Genomic DNA, 16,684 nt, shown 5'->3' with positions numbered 1-16,684 from the left:
TAAAATACGCTCTTTTGCAAGGGCTGAATTTTGAGCAGTAAAATCACCAGGCTAAGAGGCATGTATGATGTCACCCCAGATCAAGTTTGGGTGTGGCAAAAATTAGAGCATATCGTTACTTCCGTCCTGAACCAATACGGTTATCAAGAAATTCGTTTTCCTATCCTAGAAAAAACCGCTTTGTTTCATTCAGCCATTGGTGAAGTCACCGATGTGGTTGAAAAAGAAATGTTTACTTTCGAAACACGTAAAGGTGAATCTATCAGCATGCGCCCGGAGGGCACTGCATCAACTGTCAGAGCGGTGTTACAAAATGGTCTGATCTTCAATGACCCACAAAAGCTTTGGTACAACTGCCCGATGTTCCGTTATGAGAAACCACAAAAAGGTCGAAACCGCCAATTTTCTCAAGTGGGAGTAGAGGTGTTTGGTTTTGATGGACCGGATGTGGATGCGGAGTTGTTATTGATGACCAAGAAAATGTGGGATCGTTTGGGCATCAAAAATGTGCGACTCGAAATCAATACATTGGGTACCGCTGAATGCCGTGCCGCCTATCGTGACGTATTGATTGCTTATTTTGAAAAACATGCCGATATACTGGATGCGGATGCAAAAAAACGCCTACACACCAACCCATTGCGTATACTGGATTCAAAAAATCCAGCGCTGAGGGCATTGATAGCTGATGCGCCGATGATTAAAGATTACCTCAGTGATGCATCGCAACAGCATTTTCAACAATTGTGTGAAATTCTTGATGACTGTGGTTTGGTTTATGAAATCAACCCAAAATTGGTGCGAGGCTTAGATTATTACACCCACAATGTTTTTGAATGGATAACGGATGATTTAGGTGCGCAAGGCACCATTTGTGCTGGCGGTCGCTACGATCGACTGGTCGAAATGCAAGGCGGCAAGCCAACAGCGGCTACTGGGTTTGCTATGGGCGTTGACCGTTTGGTTGAATTGATTTTAGATCATGATTTGTGGCAGAACGAACCACAAACACAAGTTTTTCTGATTCGAGATAAGCAAGTGCCTGATGCAAAAGTCATTGCCATGAGTGAACAAATCAGAAACGAGTTGCCGGAATTAAAGATGACAGTCAATATGGGGCAGGCATCTTTCAAATCACAATTCAAAAAAGCAGATAAATCAGGGGCGCAGTTCGCTATAATAATAGGTGAAGAAGAAATGAATCAGGGTGTGTTTTCATTGAAAGCACTGCATGACAGAGATTTTGGTCAAAAGCAATTCACGTTTGCTGAATTGGTTGAATTCCTGCATCAGCTTTGATCGTATACGATGATAATAAAGGTAAGTAATCAATGGACCAAGAGTTAAAGCAAAGGTTAATAGGCGCTTCGGTCATCATTGCATTGGCAATTATTTTTGTGCCGATGTTGTTCGATGGTGAAGTTGAAAACAAGAGCAATCAAAACATCAGCATATCGATTCCTGAAGCCGGTGAGAACAACTTGGAAGTTAAGAAATTTGAGTTAGACAAACCGGTGGTTTCTAGTAAGGAATTGCCGCCAAGTGATGCCGAACTGGTGATCACAGAACAAGCACCACAACTGGTCACCACTGAGTCAGCCAATGTGGTCGAAACAACAGTTGCTGAAAATAACAACGGTGTAATCACCACAGAGCGACAAACAGAACCAACTCAAAAGCCCATTCAGGTTGATGAGCAGGTTGATGAGACAGTGGATAATGAAACAGTGGTAAATGAAGTGGCTGCAGAACCAGTGCTGGAGAAAAAGCCAGTATCAAAGCCGGTTACTAAAGCCGTTGTACAGCCAGTTACAAAGCCTGTTGCTTTGAACCAAGTTTACCGCGTCAAATTAGGTAGCTTCTCACAACAAGCCAATGCAGAGCGAGTTAAAAGTGCTTTGTTACAGAAAAACATCAAGGCCATCGTGGAATTCAATGCTGGACTCAAACTCTATCGTGTTTGGTCACAAGAAATTTACAACGATGAAAACAAAAGCAATGAATATGTGGCTGCTGTGAATCGCTTGAACCTCAACATCGGCACTCCCAAAGTAATCAAATTATCTGCAGCCGAAGTCAGCCAAATGGCCAGCCAAGGTCAGATGGGTTGGGTGGTTCAGTTGGGCAGTTTTTCGGCGCAAGAGAACGCCATTAAGTTGCGTAACAAAGTCAAAGCAGCTGGATTTGCTGGGTTTGTTGACCGCATCACCAACAGCCAAGGTAAAACATTGTACCGTCTACGCATTGGTCCATTGATGGAACGCGTAGACGCTGAAAATACTCAGGTCAGCATCAAACAAAAGCTTAAACTTGATGGTTTGATAAAACCCCATGAAATAGGCCAAGTGGTTAATTAATGAACTGGTTTGACTTAACCATCATTGCCATATTGGGCTTGTCAGTTATCGTCAGCTTGTTCCGCGGTTTGATTCGTGAAGTGATGTCATTGTTGATTTGGGTCGGTGCTTTTTGGTTGGCTTGGACATTTGTAGATAGAGGGGCTGGTTGGTTGGAAGCGTTTATAGAGCTGCCATCGGCCAGGCACTTGATTTCATTTGTGGCATTGTTTTTGGCTGCACTGATTGTGGGCGGTATTATTAATTATTTGGTCGGCAAGATGATCACCAAAACAGGTTTGGGAGCCACCGATCGTTTTTTTGGTATGTTTTTTGGCTTGGGCAGAGGAATTATTGCGGTGACCGCACTGGTTTTGTTCATTCAAGCCACACCGTTTTCAAAAGACCCATGGTGGACTGAATCAAAATTAACACCTCAATTTGCCAAGTTGGCAGATTGGGTTAAGGAGCAAATGCCTGAGGATATGGGCGAATATTTCTCTTTCATGCAACCGGAGCAGTTAAAAGAAACTTTGAACCCGGCATTGAAGGAATTGAATAACCAACAACCAACAACTACCGAAGGCGAACAACCAGCTGATGATGCGCTGGAAGAGAGTCAGCCTGAGACGGATACAGAAATATAATGTGTGGAATAGTAGGCATGATTGCCAACCATGACGTGGCCTCAACGATTTATGAATGTTTGACCATCCTGCAACACCGAGGGCAAGATGCTGCTGGCATCGCCACTTGCGAAGGAGGCAAGCTGGAACTGGTAAAAAACAATGGCTTGGTCAGTGACGTTTTTCGCTCGGAAAGCGCACAGAAGCTCAGAGGCCTGTCTGGTATTGGACATGTCAGATACCCAACTGCAGGTTCGAGTAATTTTGAGGAGGCGCAGCCTTTTTATGTGAATTCACCTTTTGGTATTGCTCTGGCCCACAACGGCAATTTGCACAATGCAGAGCAATTAAAGCGGGAATTGTTTGCCGAAGACAGGCGACACATCAATACCCAATCTGATTCCGAAGTCTTGCTCAATGTCTTCGCGCATGAATTACAGAATGCATCAGGCTTAGTGATCACGCCAGATGCTATCTTTCATGCGGTGAGCCGCGTTCACAAACGCTGTCAGGGTGCCTATGCCAATGTTTTGATTATTCCTGGTTATGGGATTGTGGCATTTCGTGATCCGAATGGCATCAGGCCATTGGTTTATGGCGTCCGCAAAACAGCTGGCGCTGAAGATGAGTATATGGTTGCATCTGAGAGTATCGCATTGGATCAGCATGATTTTGAATTGTTGGGTGACGTGGCGCCTGGTGAGGCAGTAATTATCACCAATGGCCGTCAACTACACCGCAAACAATGCGCCGAAAAAACCCAACTTTCACCCTGTGTGTTTGAGTATGTTTACTTCGCCAGACCAGATTCCATGATTGACGATGTATCGGTGTACAAGGCCCGTCTTCGAATGGGCGAGAAACTGGCGGAGAGAATCAAGGAGCGTTGGGCGGACGAGGAAATTGATGTGGTCATACCCATCCCGGAATCCTCACGCACCAGTGCCATTCCTATGGCCTATGATTTGGGCTTGAAGTTCCGTGAAGGTTTCATCAAAAACCGCTACATTGGCAGAACCTTTATCATGCCTGGACAAGAACAGCGGGTGAAGTCAGTGCGGCGCAAACTGAATGCGGTAGAACTTGAGTTCAGAAATAAAAATGTGCTGCTGATTGATGACTCAATTGTGCGAGGGACCACTTCAAAACAAATCATTCAAATGGCCCGCGAGGCTGGTGCCAAAAAAGTATTTTTTGCCTCAGCAGCACCGCCGGTCAGATACCCCAATGTCTATGGCATTGATATGCCTGTGTCAGAAGAGTTGATAGCTCACAACCGCACGGAAGATGAGATTTGTGAGTTGTTGGGTGCTGATGGCTTGATTTATCAAAGCTTAGAAGACTTGGAAGCTGCTTGTAAAGAGGGTAATCCCAAAATTGATCGTTTTGACTCATCCTGTTTTTCCAATGAATACGTGACTGATGTGGGTGCTGATTATTTTGAAAAAATTGGTGTTCAACGCAGCGACTTAGCCAAACAAGGGAATGCCTGAAGTAGCATTAAAAACGCAAGTCGCCATCGTTGGCGGAGGCATGGTGGGGATGGCGTTGGCCTTGACCTTGGCTCAGAATAATATTGAGTCGGTATTGCTAGAGGCCAGTGTTGAGGATGATCTTGAGCAAGAAAGTTTTGATGACCGTACATTGGTTATCAATCCCGCATCTAAGCAATTCTGGCACAGTATAGGCCTTTGGTCTGATATAGCCAAACACACCACTGAAATCAATCATGTGCATGTTTCTAACCAAGGGCAATTTGGTGTGGTGCATTTTGATAAGGATGAATTGAAAGTGCCTCAATTAGGTCATGTTATTGCGGCTAAAAAATTAGCACAAATCTTACATGCAGCTGTTAAACAAAATAAGCTGATAAAACATCACCAACCAGCCAAGCTTGAATCTTTTCAGCAAAATGAGTCACATGTCAGAATGAAGGTTGCTACCGCAGGGCAATCATTGCAGGTTGATGCGAGTCTCATGGTGGCAGCCGATGGGGTGAAATCGGCCATCAGAACTGAACTGAACTTAGCAACTGTGGTTAAGTCATACCAACGTCAGGCCATCATCTGTAACATCACCACAGACGAGCGCCATCATAACCGTGCCTACGAGCGCCTCACTACTGAAGGACCAATGGCGTTGTTACCATTCAAAAATCGATTTGGTTTTGTGTGGTCTGTTCAAGAGGAAAAGGCTGCCAGCCTCTTAGCGGCAGATGATCATGAATTTTTGGCTTTGGCTCAACAGCGCTTTGGTTTTCGTGCAGGAGCGATGCTCAAAGTGGGTCGGCGCAGCGCCTATCCTTTGTTTCAAATCAAAGTACCCACTCAGTATGCACAACGCGTTGTTTTGATGGGCAATGCAGCACATGCAGTGAGCCCAGTATCTGCTCAAGGATTGAATTTGGCGGTGCGTGGCATTGATCGATTGAGTCAGTTATTGGCTGAACAAAATAACAACAATAATGACTTGGGTTCAACACAGGTTCTGAGAAAATACCAAGACTTATCGAATACTGACCAAGACAGAACCATGAACTACACCGATGATTTAATGAGCTGGTTTAAAATTGATGAACCCACAGTGAATGCCATCAGGTCACTGGGCTTAGTCGCCATCAATGCCAACCTGGCGCTGAAAAAAATGTTATACCAAACGGCAGGTGGTTTGCGATGAATAACAGTTATGACATCATCATCAATGGAGCAGGGATGGTTGGTGCATTCACTGCTTTGTTGCTGGCTGAGCGCGGTATTAAGGTGGCTGTGATGGAGGGCCGAAGTCAAACCACTTACAGCAACAAGGCTGACAGAACCTTACGGGTTTCAGCCATCTCTCAACACAACTTGCAACTGTTACAGCAATTGGGCGTGATGGATCTGATGCAGGCTAATCGCGTTGGCTATTACCATAACATGCAGGTGTGGGATAATCATTCGAATGGTGAAATTGCTTTTCAAAGTCCATCTAGTGAACCGTTGGGTGCGATGATAGAGAATAACCAAACGGTGGCTGCTCTACAGCAAAAATTAACCGAACATGCCAATGCAACACTTTTTTTTGCCACGACCCTGACATCCTATGAACAATCCACACGCAAAGTCAGGGTTAAACTTGATGACAATGAGGCACTCCAAGCAGCATTGTTGGTGGGGGCAGATGGTGCCAGGTCTCGAGTCAGGACGGCTACTGACATCAGCTTTACGACTACGCCATACAAGCAACATGGTCTGGTCTGTTATGTGTCGATAGAAAACGCGCCTGAGCGTACCGCACTTCAAGCGTTCAATCAAAGCGGCCCAGTTGGCCTATTACCCATGAATGAGGGTATTTTCTCGGTGGTTTGGTCTTTACCAGAGACTCAAGTTGAGCAATGGCTTGGGTGCGATACGGATAAATTCAACAATGCTTTGCAAGCGCATATCAATCGCCACTTTGGTGAAATTAAGTTAATCAGTGAGCGAGCGGCATTCCCGTTGAGTAAGTCTTATGCCAGTGCTTATCATGAAGGGCGAGTGGTTTTGGTTGGCGATGCAGCGCATACTATTCATCCTTTGGCTGGCCAAGGTGTTAACTTAGGTTTTGGCGATGCTGAGTTGTTGGCCGAAAAAGCCAGCCAAATAAATTTGAGAGACTTCGATGAAGTTTCAACGGCATTGAGACAATACCAAAGAGCCAGAACAGCCGAAGCACACAAAACAGCAGAAACCATGCATGCTTTACATCACTTATTTGTCTCCCAAAGCGCGCCTATTAAAATGCTGAGGGCTTTCGGCATGAATGGCTTGGATCAAGTTTCACCAATCAAACGCTGGTTATTGCAACAAGCTGGAAGTTAATCAACGGCCTGTGTTTGTGGTTATTGAACACACCCAGTCATAAGTTGTTTGTTTGAGGGGCTGCCCCTAAGCCAACAAATTGTCAGTGAACCAGCATTTTTGATTTTCAATCAAGGCGTGTTCAATGTTAACAAATTCTTAATCAAATATTTTTCAATTTTCATTATAAAGTCGTTAAAATTCAATAAGATATAAGTTAATCTCTGCGGTTATGTTAGGTTCTGTGATGGTGTTCATGAAAACAGCATAAATAGCAATGCTACTTTGAGCATCCTTTTAACTAGGAATTAAAAATGAAAAAAACGACAATTATTATTTTAATGTTATCCAGCTCCATGACGTTTGCCAAAGACGCAACCCAACTGAAAGATGATGCCATGCGGGCTTGTGCCGCTGAGGTGGCCGGGGTGCCAGAAGACATGCAAGCAAAAACCCAAAAGTTGTGTGAGTGCAAAGTCAATAAAACTGACTATGCAGCCGTGTTAGAGGCACAACAATCAGGTGATTCTGAAAAAGTAAGGGGGGATGCATTGAAGGTTGCTGCTGAATGTGCAAAAGAGCACGGCTAAAATTTGGCTTGATGTAAAAGCGGGCTGTTGATTCAGCCCGTTTCGTTGTTGTCATCGTTAATCAGCCTAATGGAAGCATTGAATTATGTGGGTTATTGTTTGATGATTTCACCGCTTTTCTGAGCAACCAGTGTTAAATCGGCTTTACGCAACGCAAACAATCCATTGGTGATGACGCCAGGTATTTGGTTGATTTTACTTTCCAGTTTCACTGGGTCGAGGATTTTAAGGTTATGAACATCGATGATTTGGTTGTCGTTGTCAGTGACAAAGCCATCACGGTAAATCGGCTGCCCACCCAGTTTGACCATTTGTCTGGCAACATAACTGCGGGCCATGGGTATGACCTCTACAGGCAAAGGAAATTTACCCAACACATCGACCATTTTAGTTTGATCTACAATGCAGATGAATTGACGACTGGATGCCGCTATGATTTTTTCACGGGTTAAGGCACCACCGCCACCTTTGATCAGGCGGTTGTGGCCATCGCACTCATCAGCACCATCTATATATAATGTTAAATCGCCAGTTTGATTTAATTCTTTGACATTGAATTCCAAAGCTTCGAGGCGTTTGGTCGATTCTTCTGAACTTGAAACAACCGCATCGATGTGGTGTCTGACACTGGGTAAAAGTGCTATCAATTCATTCACTGTTGAGCCGGTACCAACCCCCAAATCAATTTTATAGTCGAATTTTTTGATGTATTCCAGTGCAGCGGTCGCTGCTTGTATTTTTAGCTGGTCAGTACTCATATTTTCAAATGTCCTTGTTCGGTGAAGATGTGCTGCAGTTTAACATCCCAGCTATCGGTCGGCAATTGTTCAACTTGCTGATACTGATAGGCGATTCCGGCCAAAATGGTGGTCTCATTATCAGCGAAATAACGGTCATAGTATCCACCACCCATACCCAAGCGATTGCCTTGCTGGTCAAAGCCCACCAGTGGCAACAAACACAATTCTAAATCAGGTGCGACATGGTCGGCTTTGAATTCGGGTTGCAGACAACCAAAGCGATGCTGTTTTAGGGTTAATTGACTGTGGTGGTGGTGAAACTGCATGGTTTGCATTTCAATAGAGGGTAAATAGAAGTTTTTATTTGAGTCAGTCAATAATGCAGACAGATCAACCTCACCATTGATTGGCAGATACAAAGCGATTTGAGATGCTTCTCTGAAAACCGTTGATGCACAAATATTAGCAATTATTTTCGCACTGTGTGTTTGAATCAGTGCATCATCCATTTGTCTTCGTTGTCTAAGCAGTTCAGCCCTTATGGTGGATTTATTCATTGAATGGATTTGGCATCGACTTAAAAGGGATGATAGAGAATGGAGATGTTGACCACATGTGCCGTTGTATACTGGCGTCCTTGGTACCAAAGGTACAAGGCGGAAATCCAACAACTGGCTAAGGCTTCTCACTGCAAGGTGAGCATGCGCACTGACAGCTGATAAAATTCCCTGTTAAGATTAATTAGGGCCAAGGCATATGCTTGCATACCTCGAACACGGCAGTCAACACCATTAACTCAATTTTAGTCGTTGGCTATGGCTTGTTCAAGTTTATCGTTGAGTTTTTTAACAGTGGATAAAACTTCCACATCAAAATGTTGGTTTTTGGATTGTGACTTAATCAACTCGTGGGCAATGTTCATGGCAGCCATTAAAGTGATTTTATCCGGCGACATGGTGCTGTTATTGCTTTTGATCTCTTGCATGGTGGTATCTAAATGATCAGCGGCAGACAGCAAGGATGAACGTTCATCCTCGGCACATGCAAACTGATATTCACGGCCTAAAATACGCACAGATACTTTGGACTGACTCATGCTGTTTGCTCCAGGGTTTTCAAGCGTGAAATCATGGACTCAAGACGGGTTTTTGCTTGATCATTTTTTTGCATCAACAAAGACTTTTCATTGGTCAGCTCTTCTAGTTTGTTCTTCAGGGCATGATTTTCTGCCTTGATTTTAGTGAGCAAATCTATCATTTGTTCTGTGGTTCTTTCTAAACGTCTTATTTCATCCATTGCTTTCTAGGCCTTGATTGGTTGTTTGGATTGTACTTCACCCATGCACAAAGGGATAAAATACCCGAATAAATATAGTTTGTTCACCTCAAAAGGTCAACAAACATCTCAGAAAATTAACACAAGTTTATGAAAAATATCATAAAATACGTCACAATTTGAACATCAAGTAAGAAATGATTCCATACCAACCTTTTGCCGAACACCTTAAATCCATTGGCGTTTTGGCCTCACCGTCAGAATTACATGCTCAGGCCAGCGCTGCACTGTGTGTCAATCACAACACTGACTTTGAGTTTTGGCTACAACAAATGGTGAATGAGTACTGCGTAGAAAACCCTCAGGATACAAACTTTAAAATGGTTATGTCAGCTGTCTTTGACTATGCCAAAGAAAAATTAGCCAAAGATGATTATGGTTATGATTTATTACTACCTCAAGAAGAAAGCACTCTGGCTGACAGGGTTGCTGTTTTGGCCGAGTGGGTGGCCACTTTTTTAGCCGGTTTAGGCACGGCCGGCATGACTGAAATAAACCTGTCTCAAGAGGGTAGTGAGTTCTTGCAAGACATGGCACAAATTGCGCGGATTGAGAACGACAGTGAAGAGGTGACTGGAGAAGAGTTAGACTTCATGGAAATCACTGAATACATACGCACTGGTGTTATGATGCTGTATATCGAATTGAATGCCATGCAAACACACTCGAAAAGCATAAATTAATAAACAAAATACTTGCATCCAAAGACGTAATTAAGTACCATTCCCGCTCTTTGTAAAAGGCGTGGTCTGTAGGCACATTTAAATGGCACAATTCCAGACCCATGGCCTAAATTAAACAGCAGCCAAATTAAAGTAGAAGAATTATTATGAAAACATTCAGTGCAAAAGCAGAAGAAATCAATCGTGAGTGGTTTTTGATTGATGCCGAAGGTAAAACCTTGGGTCGTATGTCTACGGAAATTGCTTTAAGACTTCGTGGTAAGCACAAACCAGAATTCACTCCACACGTAGACACAGGTGATTACATTGTCGTTGTTAACGCTGAGAAAGTAGCGGTAACAGGTAATAAATTGAACGATAAAGTTTACCAACACCACACAGGTTATGTGGGTAACTTGAAGACAATTACATTGAAAGACATGTTAGATAAGCATCCTGAGCGTGTGATTGAGAAAGCGGTCAAAGGCATGTTGCCTAAGAACTCATTGGGTCGTCAAATGTTCCGCAAATTAAAAGTGTATGCCGGTGCTGAGCACCCACATGCAGCACAAGAACCAAAAGTATTAGAGGTATAAGAATATTATGGCAACTCAACAATATTATGGAACTGGCAGACGTAAATCATCATCTGCACGTGTATTCTTAACACCTGGTTCCGGTAAAATCATAGTCAATGACAAAGACATCAATGAGTACTTCAGTAGAGAAACTGGTGTAATGATTGCAACTCAACCTTTAGAGAAATTGGGTTTGGTTGATCAATTCGACATCAATGCAACTGTTGTTGGCGGTGGCACAACAGGCCAAGCTGGTGCGATTCGTTTAGGCTTGTCTCGTGCATTGTTAGAATCAGATGACACACTGCGTCCAGCTTTGAAAGAATATTCTTTCTTGACCCGTGATGCCAGAAAAGTGGAAAGAAAGAAAGTCGGCTTACGCAAAGCACGTCGTTCTGTACAGTTCTCGAAACGTTAAAAAACTTTTCAAGCAACAACAAAAAAAGCCGGTTTTATACCGGCTTTTTTTTATCTGTGATTTAAGTGGCCGCTCAATAGTGAGGCGGGACCTCGTTTTGAGGTTTGAATTCCTCTATGTCGCTTTGTACTTGTTTGACATGCTGAGACATGGTTTTTAAAGTTTCTTGGTATTGTAGAATTTCTTTTGATTGTTGGTAGGCCAGTTTATTTAAATCATCCACCGCATCCTCTAAAAAGGCGATGCGAGTCTCTAAATCAATGAATTTTTTATCAGACATTTCAGTACACTATATAGGTTAAGGTCATAGTATAATTTACCACAAAGCAAACAAATGATTACTCATGAATCAGAAGAAAAGTATATTGACAGAAATTATTGAACGGAGGTTGCCACAAATATTGGGCGTCTATGTGGCTTCGGTCTGGTTGGCTGTAGAAATCGCTGATTGGATGAGTGAACGTTTTGATGTGCCTGTTCAGTTTTCTTCCTATGTTTTCGTTATCATGATTGCATTTGTGCCATTGGTGGCGTTATTAGCTTGGGGTCATGGCCGGCCAGGCAGAGATAAATGGACCCAGAAACAGATCATGTTCATACCCATCAATTTGATCTTGGCCTATTTTGCTGTAACCACATTCATTAAACCCACTGAATTAACTACCCAGCCTGAGCTTAAGTTAGCCAATGAAGCTGCCACAGAAATCATGGCCTTAACTGATGTACAAACTGGTGAGGTGGTTGAGTACGAGGTGGCTAAATCTGGCATGAGTCAAAAGGTAGCTGGTTTTTTCTGGGAAAATAAGACTGGCGATGAATCTTTGGATTGGCTCAGCTATGGCTCAATGTGGATGGTGGCCAAAGATCTGATGCGCAACCCGATCATTTCAATCCAAACACCCTATGATTCAAGTTCAATGATGCAAGCCATTACCAGCAAAGGTTTTGAGCGGGCCGTTGGCGCACCATTGGCGCTGAATCTGGATATTTCAGAGGACAAAGACGCGCAGTGGATGATTAATGGTCAAATCACCAAAAACGATGGAAAATTGACCTTTGAGGTTTCTTTGTATGACGTTTTAACCGGCGCATTAGTGACCACCACAACAGCCAGTTATGATGACTTGTTGTTTGCGTTGGACGATGTGGCTGAACAACTGGCTGCCGTGATACTTGAACAGGCGAACATACCTACAAATATCATACCTTCAATGCCATTATCAGAGTACATTTCTGGTAATTTATCAGCCATTGAGTCTGTGATTGGTTCTTTAAACTCAATCACCATAGATAATGATTTTCCACAAGGCATAGCACATTTACAAGCGGCTTTGGCAGATGATGGACAGTTGGCTGAGGCTTATGTGTTGATGATGGACTTTTACCGGGCCATGGGTGATGTGGAAGCTGCCAAACAAGCCGGCAATGAGGCACTGAAATTAGAGTATAAACTCACCCCCAGAACTGCATTGAAAGTAAAAGCCAACTATTACGCCATTGACGGTGACTTGGATAAAGCCATCAGGGTATTAGAAAACTGGGTCAAACTAGAGCCGGAAAGTGCAGATGCGCTGCAATCGTTAGGCTCTAACTACATCGTTGTGGGGAATCGCTTGGACGATGCCTTGGCGGTTTATACCAAACTCAGTGAAATTCAAAAATCCAATGCCACAGCCTTGGTTAATCAGGCTCGAATTTATCGACTGAAAGACAATCAGGAAATGGCGCTTAAAGCGTTGGATTTGTATCAACAAACCAACCCAGATAAGGAGTCGCCGTGGTTAGAAATGGCTGCCACATATATGCAATTTGGTGATCTTGAAAAGGCTAAGCAGAGCTATGAGGAGGCCAGTTTGTTGAGTTTCAATAAAATCAGTGCTGACTTGGGTTTGGCTAAACTGATGGCGTATCAAGGCGATGTGGATGGCGGCTTGCAAGCCATGGATAGTTTGGTTGAAAAATCAGCGACTGATTCTGCTAAAGTTCAAGTCTTGGCAGAGAAAGAAGTGTTGTTGTACTCAACAGGACGTGTCCAACAAGCCATGGCGGTTGTCGCAGAAGCCAAAAAACTCAGTGAGTCATATATGCCGCCGTTACAAATTCAATTGATGTACGGTGCTAAAGAAGCCACTTACTTGGCATATCTACAAGATTACGAGGGCACTTGGGCCAAGATTGAAGCGGTTAAATCTGAACTTAAACCCCCTTATGACAGCATGATGGGGATGGTTGAAGTGACGGTGCACGAATTGAGAGGTGATTCAGAAAAAGCTGCTGCTGCTTTGGCTGAGTTTGAGGCCTTCACTCAAGTAATCAATCTCAATGTCTACAATCAATTCATCAAACTATCCAAGGCTATTCTAGCCAGACAAAACGGTGAATATGATCAGGCAATTGAATTGCATGATCAGGCCATTACTGAATCTAAACAATCATTTCTGACTTTGAACACGATACATGTATTGGACGATATGCTGCATAAGAAAGCCATCACTTTATTCCAAATGGGTCAATACGCAGCAGCACTGGAAACCTTAGAAGTGGTGCTGAAGCGAAACCCACTGCTGGGCCAAGCCAAACTGCTTGCGGCTCGGTCTCACATTGGATTGAATCAGATCGATGAAGCACAACAACTTATTACAGAAGTTGAAGCGATATGGACTGATGCCAACCCTGACTTTAAACATTTGGTTGACTTAAAAGAAGTTGAGAATGAGTTGGTAGCTGCAAACAGCTGATTGCATGAGTAAGCACCCCAAGTTGATTCTGTGGACAGTGATGTTGGTCAGCTTATTGGGTACCATTGGTATTGCGCTGCCATATCCCGTATTGGCGCCTTATTTCATTGATTACCCAGCCAACGAACTGACCCATTTCATGGGCTTTCACCCCAAAGTTCTGTTGGGCATCAGTTTAGCCATTTATCCGCTGGGGCTGCTGATTGGTAGCATCTACATAGACGCTTTGTCTGATGGCTTTGGCAGAAAGAAAGTGCTGCTGATTACCCTTTGTGGTTCAGTGGTTGGTTATGGACTCACTGCTTGGGCAGTCTATGCCGAATCTTTCGTGTATTTTATCTTGGCTCGTTTCTTAACCGGTTTGTGCGAGGGTAACATTTCCATCGCTCGAGCCATTGCGGCTGAATTACACCCCGCCATTGATCGTACCAAAGCCTTATCGATGGTGTATGCGGCGACCTACACAGGTTGGTTGTTGGGACCAGTGATTGGTGGTTTTTTGATGGTTTATGGAGTTGCTGAAGTGTTTCTGATTGCAGGTTTGGGCATGCTGTTGGCCACCATATTGGTACTGGTGCTGATTGCCAAGGATCGAGCAGAGGACATCGATGACATGCCTTTGTGGCAAGCCATTCGTCAAAACAACTCGTTAACACTGCTGAAGCATGTTGATATCAGGCCCATTTTTTGGTTTTATTTTCTCTACAGCATGGGCCTGAATGCTTTTTATGACTTTTATCCGGTGTGGTTCGTCGATTATTATCAAGCAGATGGCAGAATAATCTCGCTGGCAACGGTGTGTTTGACGGTGGTGATGATCATCGTCAGCAGCACTTTGGTGGCCCGGATACAAGCTAAATTTGGTGAAATCAAGTCGATTTTGACTGGTGGACTGGTATTGAGTGTTTTACTTTTTATTCAGCCATTTGGTAGTTACCAACAAACCTTTGTCATCTTCGCCATCATCGGCGGCACCATCGCCATGACCAATGGCATGATACCCAGTTACCTGTCGCATTATTTTGGCCATTTAGGGCAGGGAAAAGTGATGGGCTTACAAACCTCAACGTTTTGCATCACCAATGTCATCATCGCCACTGTTGGTGGTTTTATTTCAATCCTTGATTCAAGATGGATTTTGTTGTTGGGGGCCTTGTTGGTGTTTTTATCGGTGCTGTCCTTGTGGCGAAACCGAGAGTCTCAATTTCAATTGATGCAACAAAAACAGCTATAATTTGAACATGAGTGTCATAGAAAAACCATTTTCCCCAGCCTGTGAACGCAACCAAGCAGTGATATTGGAGCAGCTAAGAGAGTTGTTATCCACAACTGGTCAGTCAATTTTGGAGGTTGGTACAGGTACTGGCCAACATGCGGTATATTTCGCTGCTAAACTGCCACATATCATATGGCAAACTGCAGATTTGATTGAAAAACATGCCGGTATTAATTTGTGGCTCTCAGATGCAAATTTGACCAATGCCTTGCCGCCTGTAGAATACGCCATAGGGCACAGCCAATGGCCTGATGGCCAATATGATGTGGTCTATAGTGCCAACGTGTTACACATCATCAGCGAGGCTTTGGTTGTACTTTTGATCAAGGATTTAGGGGCGCACCTAAAAGAAGCTGCTCGGGTCATTTTTTATGGCCCATTCAAGTACGGTGGTCAATATACAGCTGATTCAAATGCTGATTTTAATGAGTGGTTGAAAGCACGCGATCCGCAAAGTGGCATCCGTGATTTTGCCGTGATTGAGTCACTGATGCAGCAACAAAATTTCAAGTTGGTTTCAGACATTACCATGCCAGCCAATAACCAATTGATTGTATTTGAAAAGTCATGATTAATTTTAACGACATACAAACGGCTCAGCAAAGAATCAACGCGCACATCAATGACACTCCAGTCATACAATCTGCTCAACTGAATCATTGGTTGGGGCACCAAATATTTTTTAAAGCCGAATGCTTACAAAAAATTGGTGCATTCAAAGCCCGAGGTGGCTGTAATGCGGTACAAGTCTTGTGTGAGAAGCACGCTGGAATCAACCGCGTGGTGGCTAATTCTTCAGGCAACCACGCGCAAGCAGTGGCTTGGTCTGCCGCCCAATTCAATATCCCCGCTACCATTTATATGCCCAGTTTTGCATCCAAGGTCAAAGCTCAAGCCACCCGGTCATACGGAGCGGAAGTGGTGTTGTTAGACAAACGACAGCAAGTTGATGCTGCCGTTGCAACAGCAGCGCAAGAGGATGGTGTGTTTTGGATTCCTCCATTCAATGATGATGCAGTGATAGCAGGACAAGGCACGGCTGCGTTGGAAGCCTTGCAGCAAGTAAACCAAGACATTGATGCCGTTTTTGCCCCTTGTGGCGGTGGTGGCTTGATATCGGGTAGCTTGGTAGCGACCAGAGCGCTACAACCCAAAGCACAAGTCATTGCGGTGGAACCAGCAGCGGGCGATGATGCTTACCGCTCTTTTCACTCAGGTGAGATACAACGATTGGCCGATGCGCCAAACACTTTCGCCGATGGTGCCATGACCTTATCAGTGGGTGAAAAAACATTTGCTCACATCAAACAATTGGATGATTTTTTTGTGGTGGATGAGGCGCCCATGGCTTATTGGACACAATGGCTACAGCACCTATTAAAAATGCACGTAGAACCGACTTCAGCCATGACCATGGATGGTGTGTGTCAATGGCTGCGAGGGCAAATGCAGCCCAAAAAAGTATTGGTAATACTTTCTGGAGGTAACATCGATGCACAGATGATGCAGCGGTTGTGGGCAGAGGACCAGCTGACAGAGGTTCCAAATGTTCAACGCTTCAGTTAAT

The 16,684-nt window shown here is 43.9% G+C and carries 19 protein-coding genes and 1 other RNA gene; 14 read left to right on the top strand and 6 right to left on the bottom strand.

Annotation, left to right across the window (positions count from 1 at the left end):
- Positions 1 to 30: 30 nt before the first annotated feature.
- From hisS to QNI24_RS11385, 7 genes are all read left to right on the top strand, one after another.
- Positions 31 to 1,299 (top strand): histidine--tRNA ligase, encoded by a 1,269-nt coding sequence (hisS, locus tag QNI24_RS11415; protein WP_267176258.1) that lies wholly within the window; start codon positions 31 to 33, stop codon positions 1,297 to 1,299.
- Between the two features lie 32 nt (positions 1,300 to 1,331).
- On the top strand, positions 1,332 to 2,357 hold the full coding sequence (locus tag QNI24_RS11410) for an SPOR domain-containing protein (protein ID WP_267176257.1): 1,026 nt from the start codon (positions 1,332 to 1,334) through the stop codon (positions 2,355 to 2,357).
- Positions 2,357 to 2,983, top strand: coding sequence for a CvpA family protein (locus tag QNI24_RS11405; protein WP_267176256.1), 627 nt, complete (start codon positions 2,357 to 2,359; stop codon positions 2,981 to 2,983). Before QNI24_RS11410 ends, QNI24_RS11405 begins: the two co-directional genes overlap by 1 nt.
- Positions 2,983 to 4,455: an amidophosphoribosyltransferase gene (gene purF, locus QNI24_RS11400; RefSeq protein WP_267176255.1), complete on the top strand. Its 1,473-nt coding sequence runs from the start codon at positions 2,983 to 2,985 to the stop codon at positions 4,453 to 4,455. The genes QNI24_RS11405 and purF overlap by 1 nt, the downstream gene beginning before the upstream one ends.
- Positions 4,448 to 5,638 (top strand): FAD-dependent monooxygenase, encoded by a 1,191-nt coding sequence (locus QNI24_RS11395; RefSeq protein ID WP_267176254.1) that lies wholly within the window; start codon positions 4,448 to 4,450, stop codon positions 5,636 to 5,638. The genes purF and QNI24_RS11395 overlap by 8 nt, the downstream gene beginning before the upstream one ends.
- Positions 5,635 to 6,801, top strand: coding sequence for an FAD-dependent monooxygenase (locus QNI24_RS11390; protein ID WP_267176253.1), 1,167 nt, complete (start codon positions 5,635 to 5,637; stop codon positions 6,799 to 6,801). Before QNI24_RS11395 ends, QNI24_RS11390 begins: the two co-directional genes overlap by 4 nt.
- A gap of 293 nt (positions 6,802 to 7,094) precedes the next feature.
- Positions 7,095 to 7,370, top strand: coding sequence for a hypothetical protein (locus QNI24_RS11385; RefSeq protein WP_267176252.1), 276 nt, complete (start codon positions 7,095 to 7,097; stop codon positions 7,368 to 7,370).
- 92 nt (positions 7,371 to 7,462) lie between these two features.
- Here QNI24_RS11385 and rpiA read toward each other — a convergent pair whose 3' ends face one another.
- The 5 genes from rpiA to QNI24_RS11360 form a co-directional block, all read right to left on the bottom strand.
- Positions 7,463 to 8,128 (bottom strand): ribose-5-phosphate isomerase RpiA, encoded by a 666-nt coding sequence (gene rpiA / locus QNI24_RS11380; RefSeq protein WP_267176251.1) that lies wholly within the window; start codon positions 8,126 to 8,128, stop codon positions 7,463 to 7,465.
- Positions 8,125 to 8,667 carry a 5-formyltetrahydrofolate cyclo-ligase gene (locus QNI24_RS11375; RefSeq protein ID WP_267176250.1) on the bottom strand — a complete coding sequence of 181 codons (543 nt, stop codon included), beginning with the start codon at positions 8,665 to 8,667 and terminating at the stop codon, positions 8,125 to 8,127. Before QNI24_RS11375 ends, rpiA begins: the two co-directional genes overlap by 4 nt.
- A 45-nt stretch (positions 8,668 to 8,712) precedes the next feature.
- Positions 8,713 to 8,898: non-coding RNA, 6S RNA (gene ssrS / locus QNI24_RS11370), on the bottom strand.
- Between the two features lie 14 nt (positions 8,899 to 8,912).
- Positions 8,913 to 9,206: a cell division protein ZapA gene (locus QNI24_RS11365; protein WP_267176249.1), complete on the bottom strand. Its 294-nt coding sequence runs from the start codon at positions 9,204 to 9,206 to the stop codon at positions 8,913 to 8,915.
- The gene (locus QNI24_RS11360) at positions 9,203 to 9,406 is read right to left on the bottom strand and encodes a TIGR02449 family protein (RefSeq protein ID WP_267176248.1); all 204 of its coding nucleotides are present in this window, start codon (positions 9,404 to 9,406) and stop codon (positions 9,203 to 9,205) included. The genes QNI24_RS11365 and QNI24_RS11360 overlap by 4 nt, the downstream gene beginning before the upstream one ends.
- 176 nt (positions 9,407 to 9,582) lie before the next feature.
- On the opposite strand from QNI24_RS11360, the gene QNI24_RS11355 reads away from it, so the two are divergent.
- From QNI24_RS11355 to rpsI, 3 genes are all read left to right on the top strand, one after another.
- Positions 9,583 to 10,128: a UPF0149 family protein gene (locus QNI24_RS11355; protein WP_267176247.1), complete on the top strand. Its 546-nt coding sequence runs from the start codon at positions 9,583 to 9,585 to the stop codon at positions 10,126 to 10,128.
- Between the two features lie 146 nt (positions 10,129 to 10,274).
- Positions 10,275 to 10,703: a 50S ribosomal protein L13 gene (rplM, locus tag QNI24_RS11350; protein WP_267176246.1), complete on the top strand. Its 429-nt coding sequence runs from the start codon at positions 10,275 to 10,277 to the stop codon at positions 10,701 to 10,703.
- A 7-nt stretch (positions 10,704 to 10,710) separates the two neighbouring features.
- The gene (rpsI, locus tag QNI24_RS11345; protein ID WP_267176245.1) at positions 10,711 to 11,103 is read left to right on the top strand and encodes a 30S ribosomal protein S9; all 393 of its coding nucleotides are present in this window, start codon (positions 10,711 to 10,713) and stop codon (positions 11,101 to 11,103) included.
- A 73-nt stretch (positions 11,104 to 11,176) separates the two neighbouring features.
- Here the strand turns inward: rpsI and QNI24_RS11340 are convergent, their stop codons facing one another.
- On the bottom strand, positions 11,177 to 11,383 hold the full coding sequence (locus tag QNI24_RS11340; protein WP_267176244.1) for a SlyX family protein: 207 nt from the start codon (positions 11,381 to 11,383) through the stop codon (positions 11,177 to 11,179).
- Positions 11,384 to 11,447: 64 nt separating this feature from the next.
- Here QNI24_RS11340 and QNI24_RS11335 point away from each other — a divergent pair, with 64 nt between their 5' ends.
- Genes QNI24_RS11335 through QNI24_RS11320 form a run of 4 tightly spaced genes read left to right on the top strand, consistent with a single transcriptional unit; the run spans position 11,448 to position 16,683 of the window.
- Entirely contained in the window at positions 11,448 to 13,841 is a 2,394-nt protein-coding gene (locus QNI24_RS11335; RefSeq protein WP_267176243.1) for a tetratricopeptide repeat protein, read from the top strand.
- Positions 13,842 to 13,845: 4 nt separating this feature from the next.
- Complete coding sequence (locus QNI24_RS11330; RefSeq protein WP_267176242.1) at positions 13,846 to 15,075, top strand: MFS transporter; 1,230 nt, start codon at positions 13,846 to 13,848, stop codon at positions 15,073 to 15,075.
- A gap of 7 nt (positions 15,076 to 15,082) precedes the next feature.
- A complete protein-coding gene (locus QNI24_RS11325) occupies positions 15,083 to 15,688 on the top strand; it encodes a DUF938 domain-containing protein (RefSeq protein ID WP_267176241.1) in 606 nt (201 codons plus the stop codon).
- Entirely contained in the window at positions 15,685 to 16,683 is a 999-nt protein-coding gene (locus QNI24_RS11320; protein ID WP_267176240.1) for a serine/threonine dehydratase, read from the top strand. Before QNI24_RS11325 ends, QNI24_RS11320 begins: the two co-directional genes overlap by 4 nt.
- Position 16,684 lies beyond the last annotated feature (1 nt).

Origin of the sequence: Marinicella marina (genome assembly GCF_030065545.1) — a bacterium.
Taxonomy (GTDB): Bacteria; Pseudomonadota; Gammaproteobacteria; order Xanthomonadales; family Marinicellaceae; genus Marinicella; species Marinicella marina.
The sequence above is the reverse complement of the archived record's forward strand: the minus strand, read 5'-3'. Positions and strand labels throughout refer to the sequence as shown.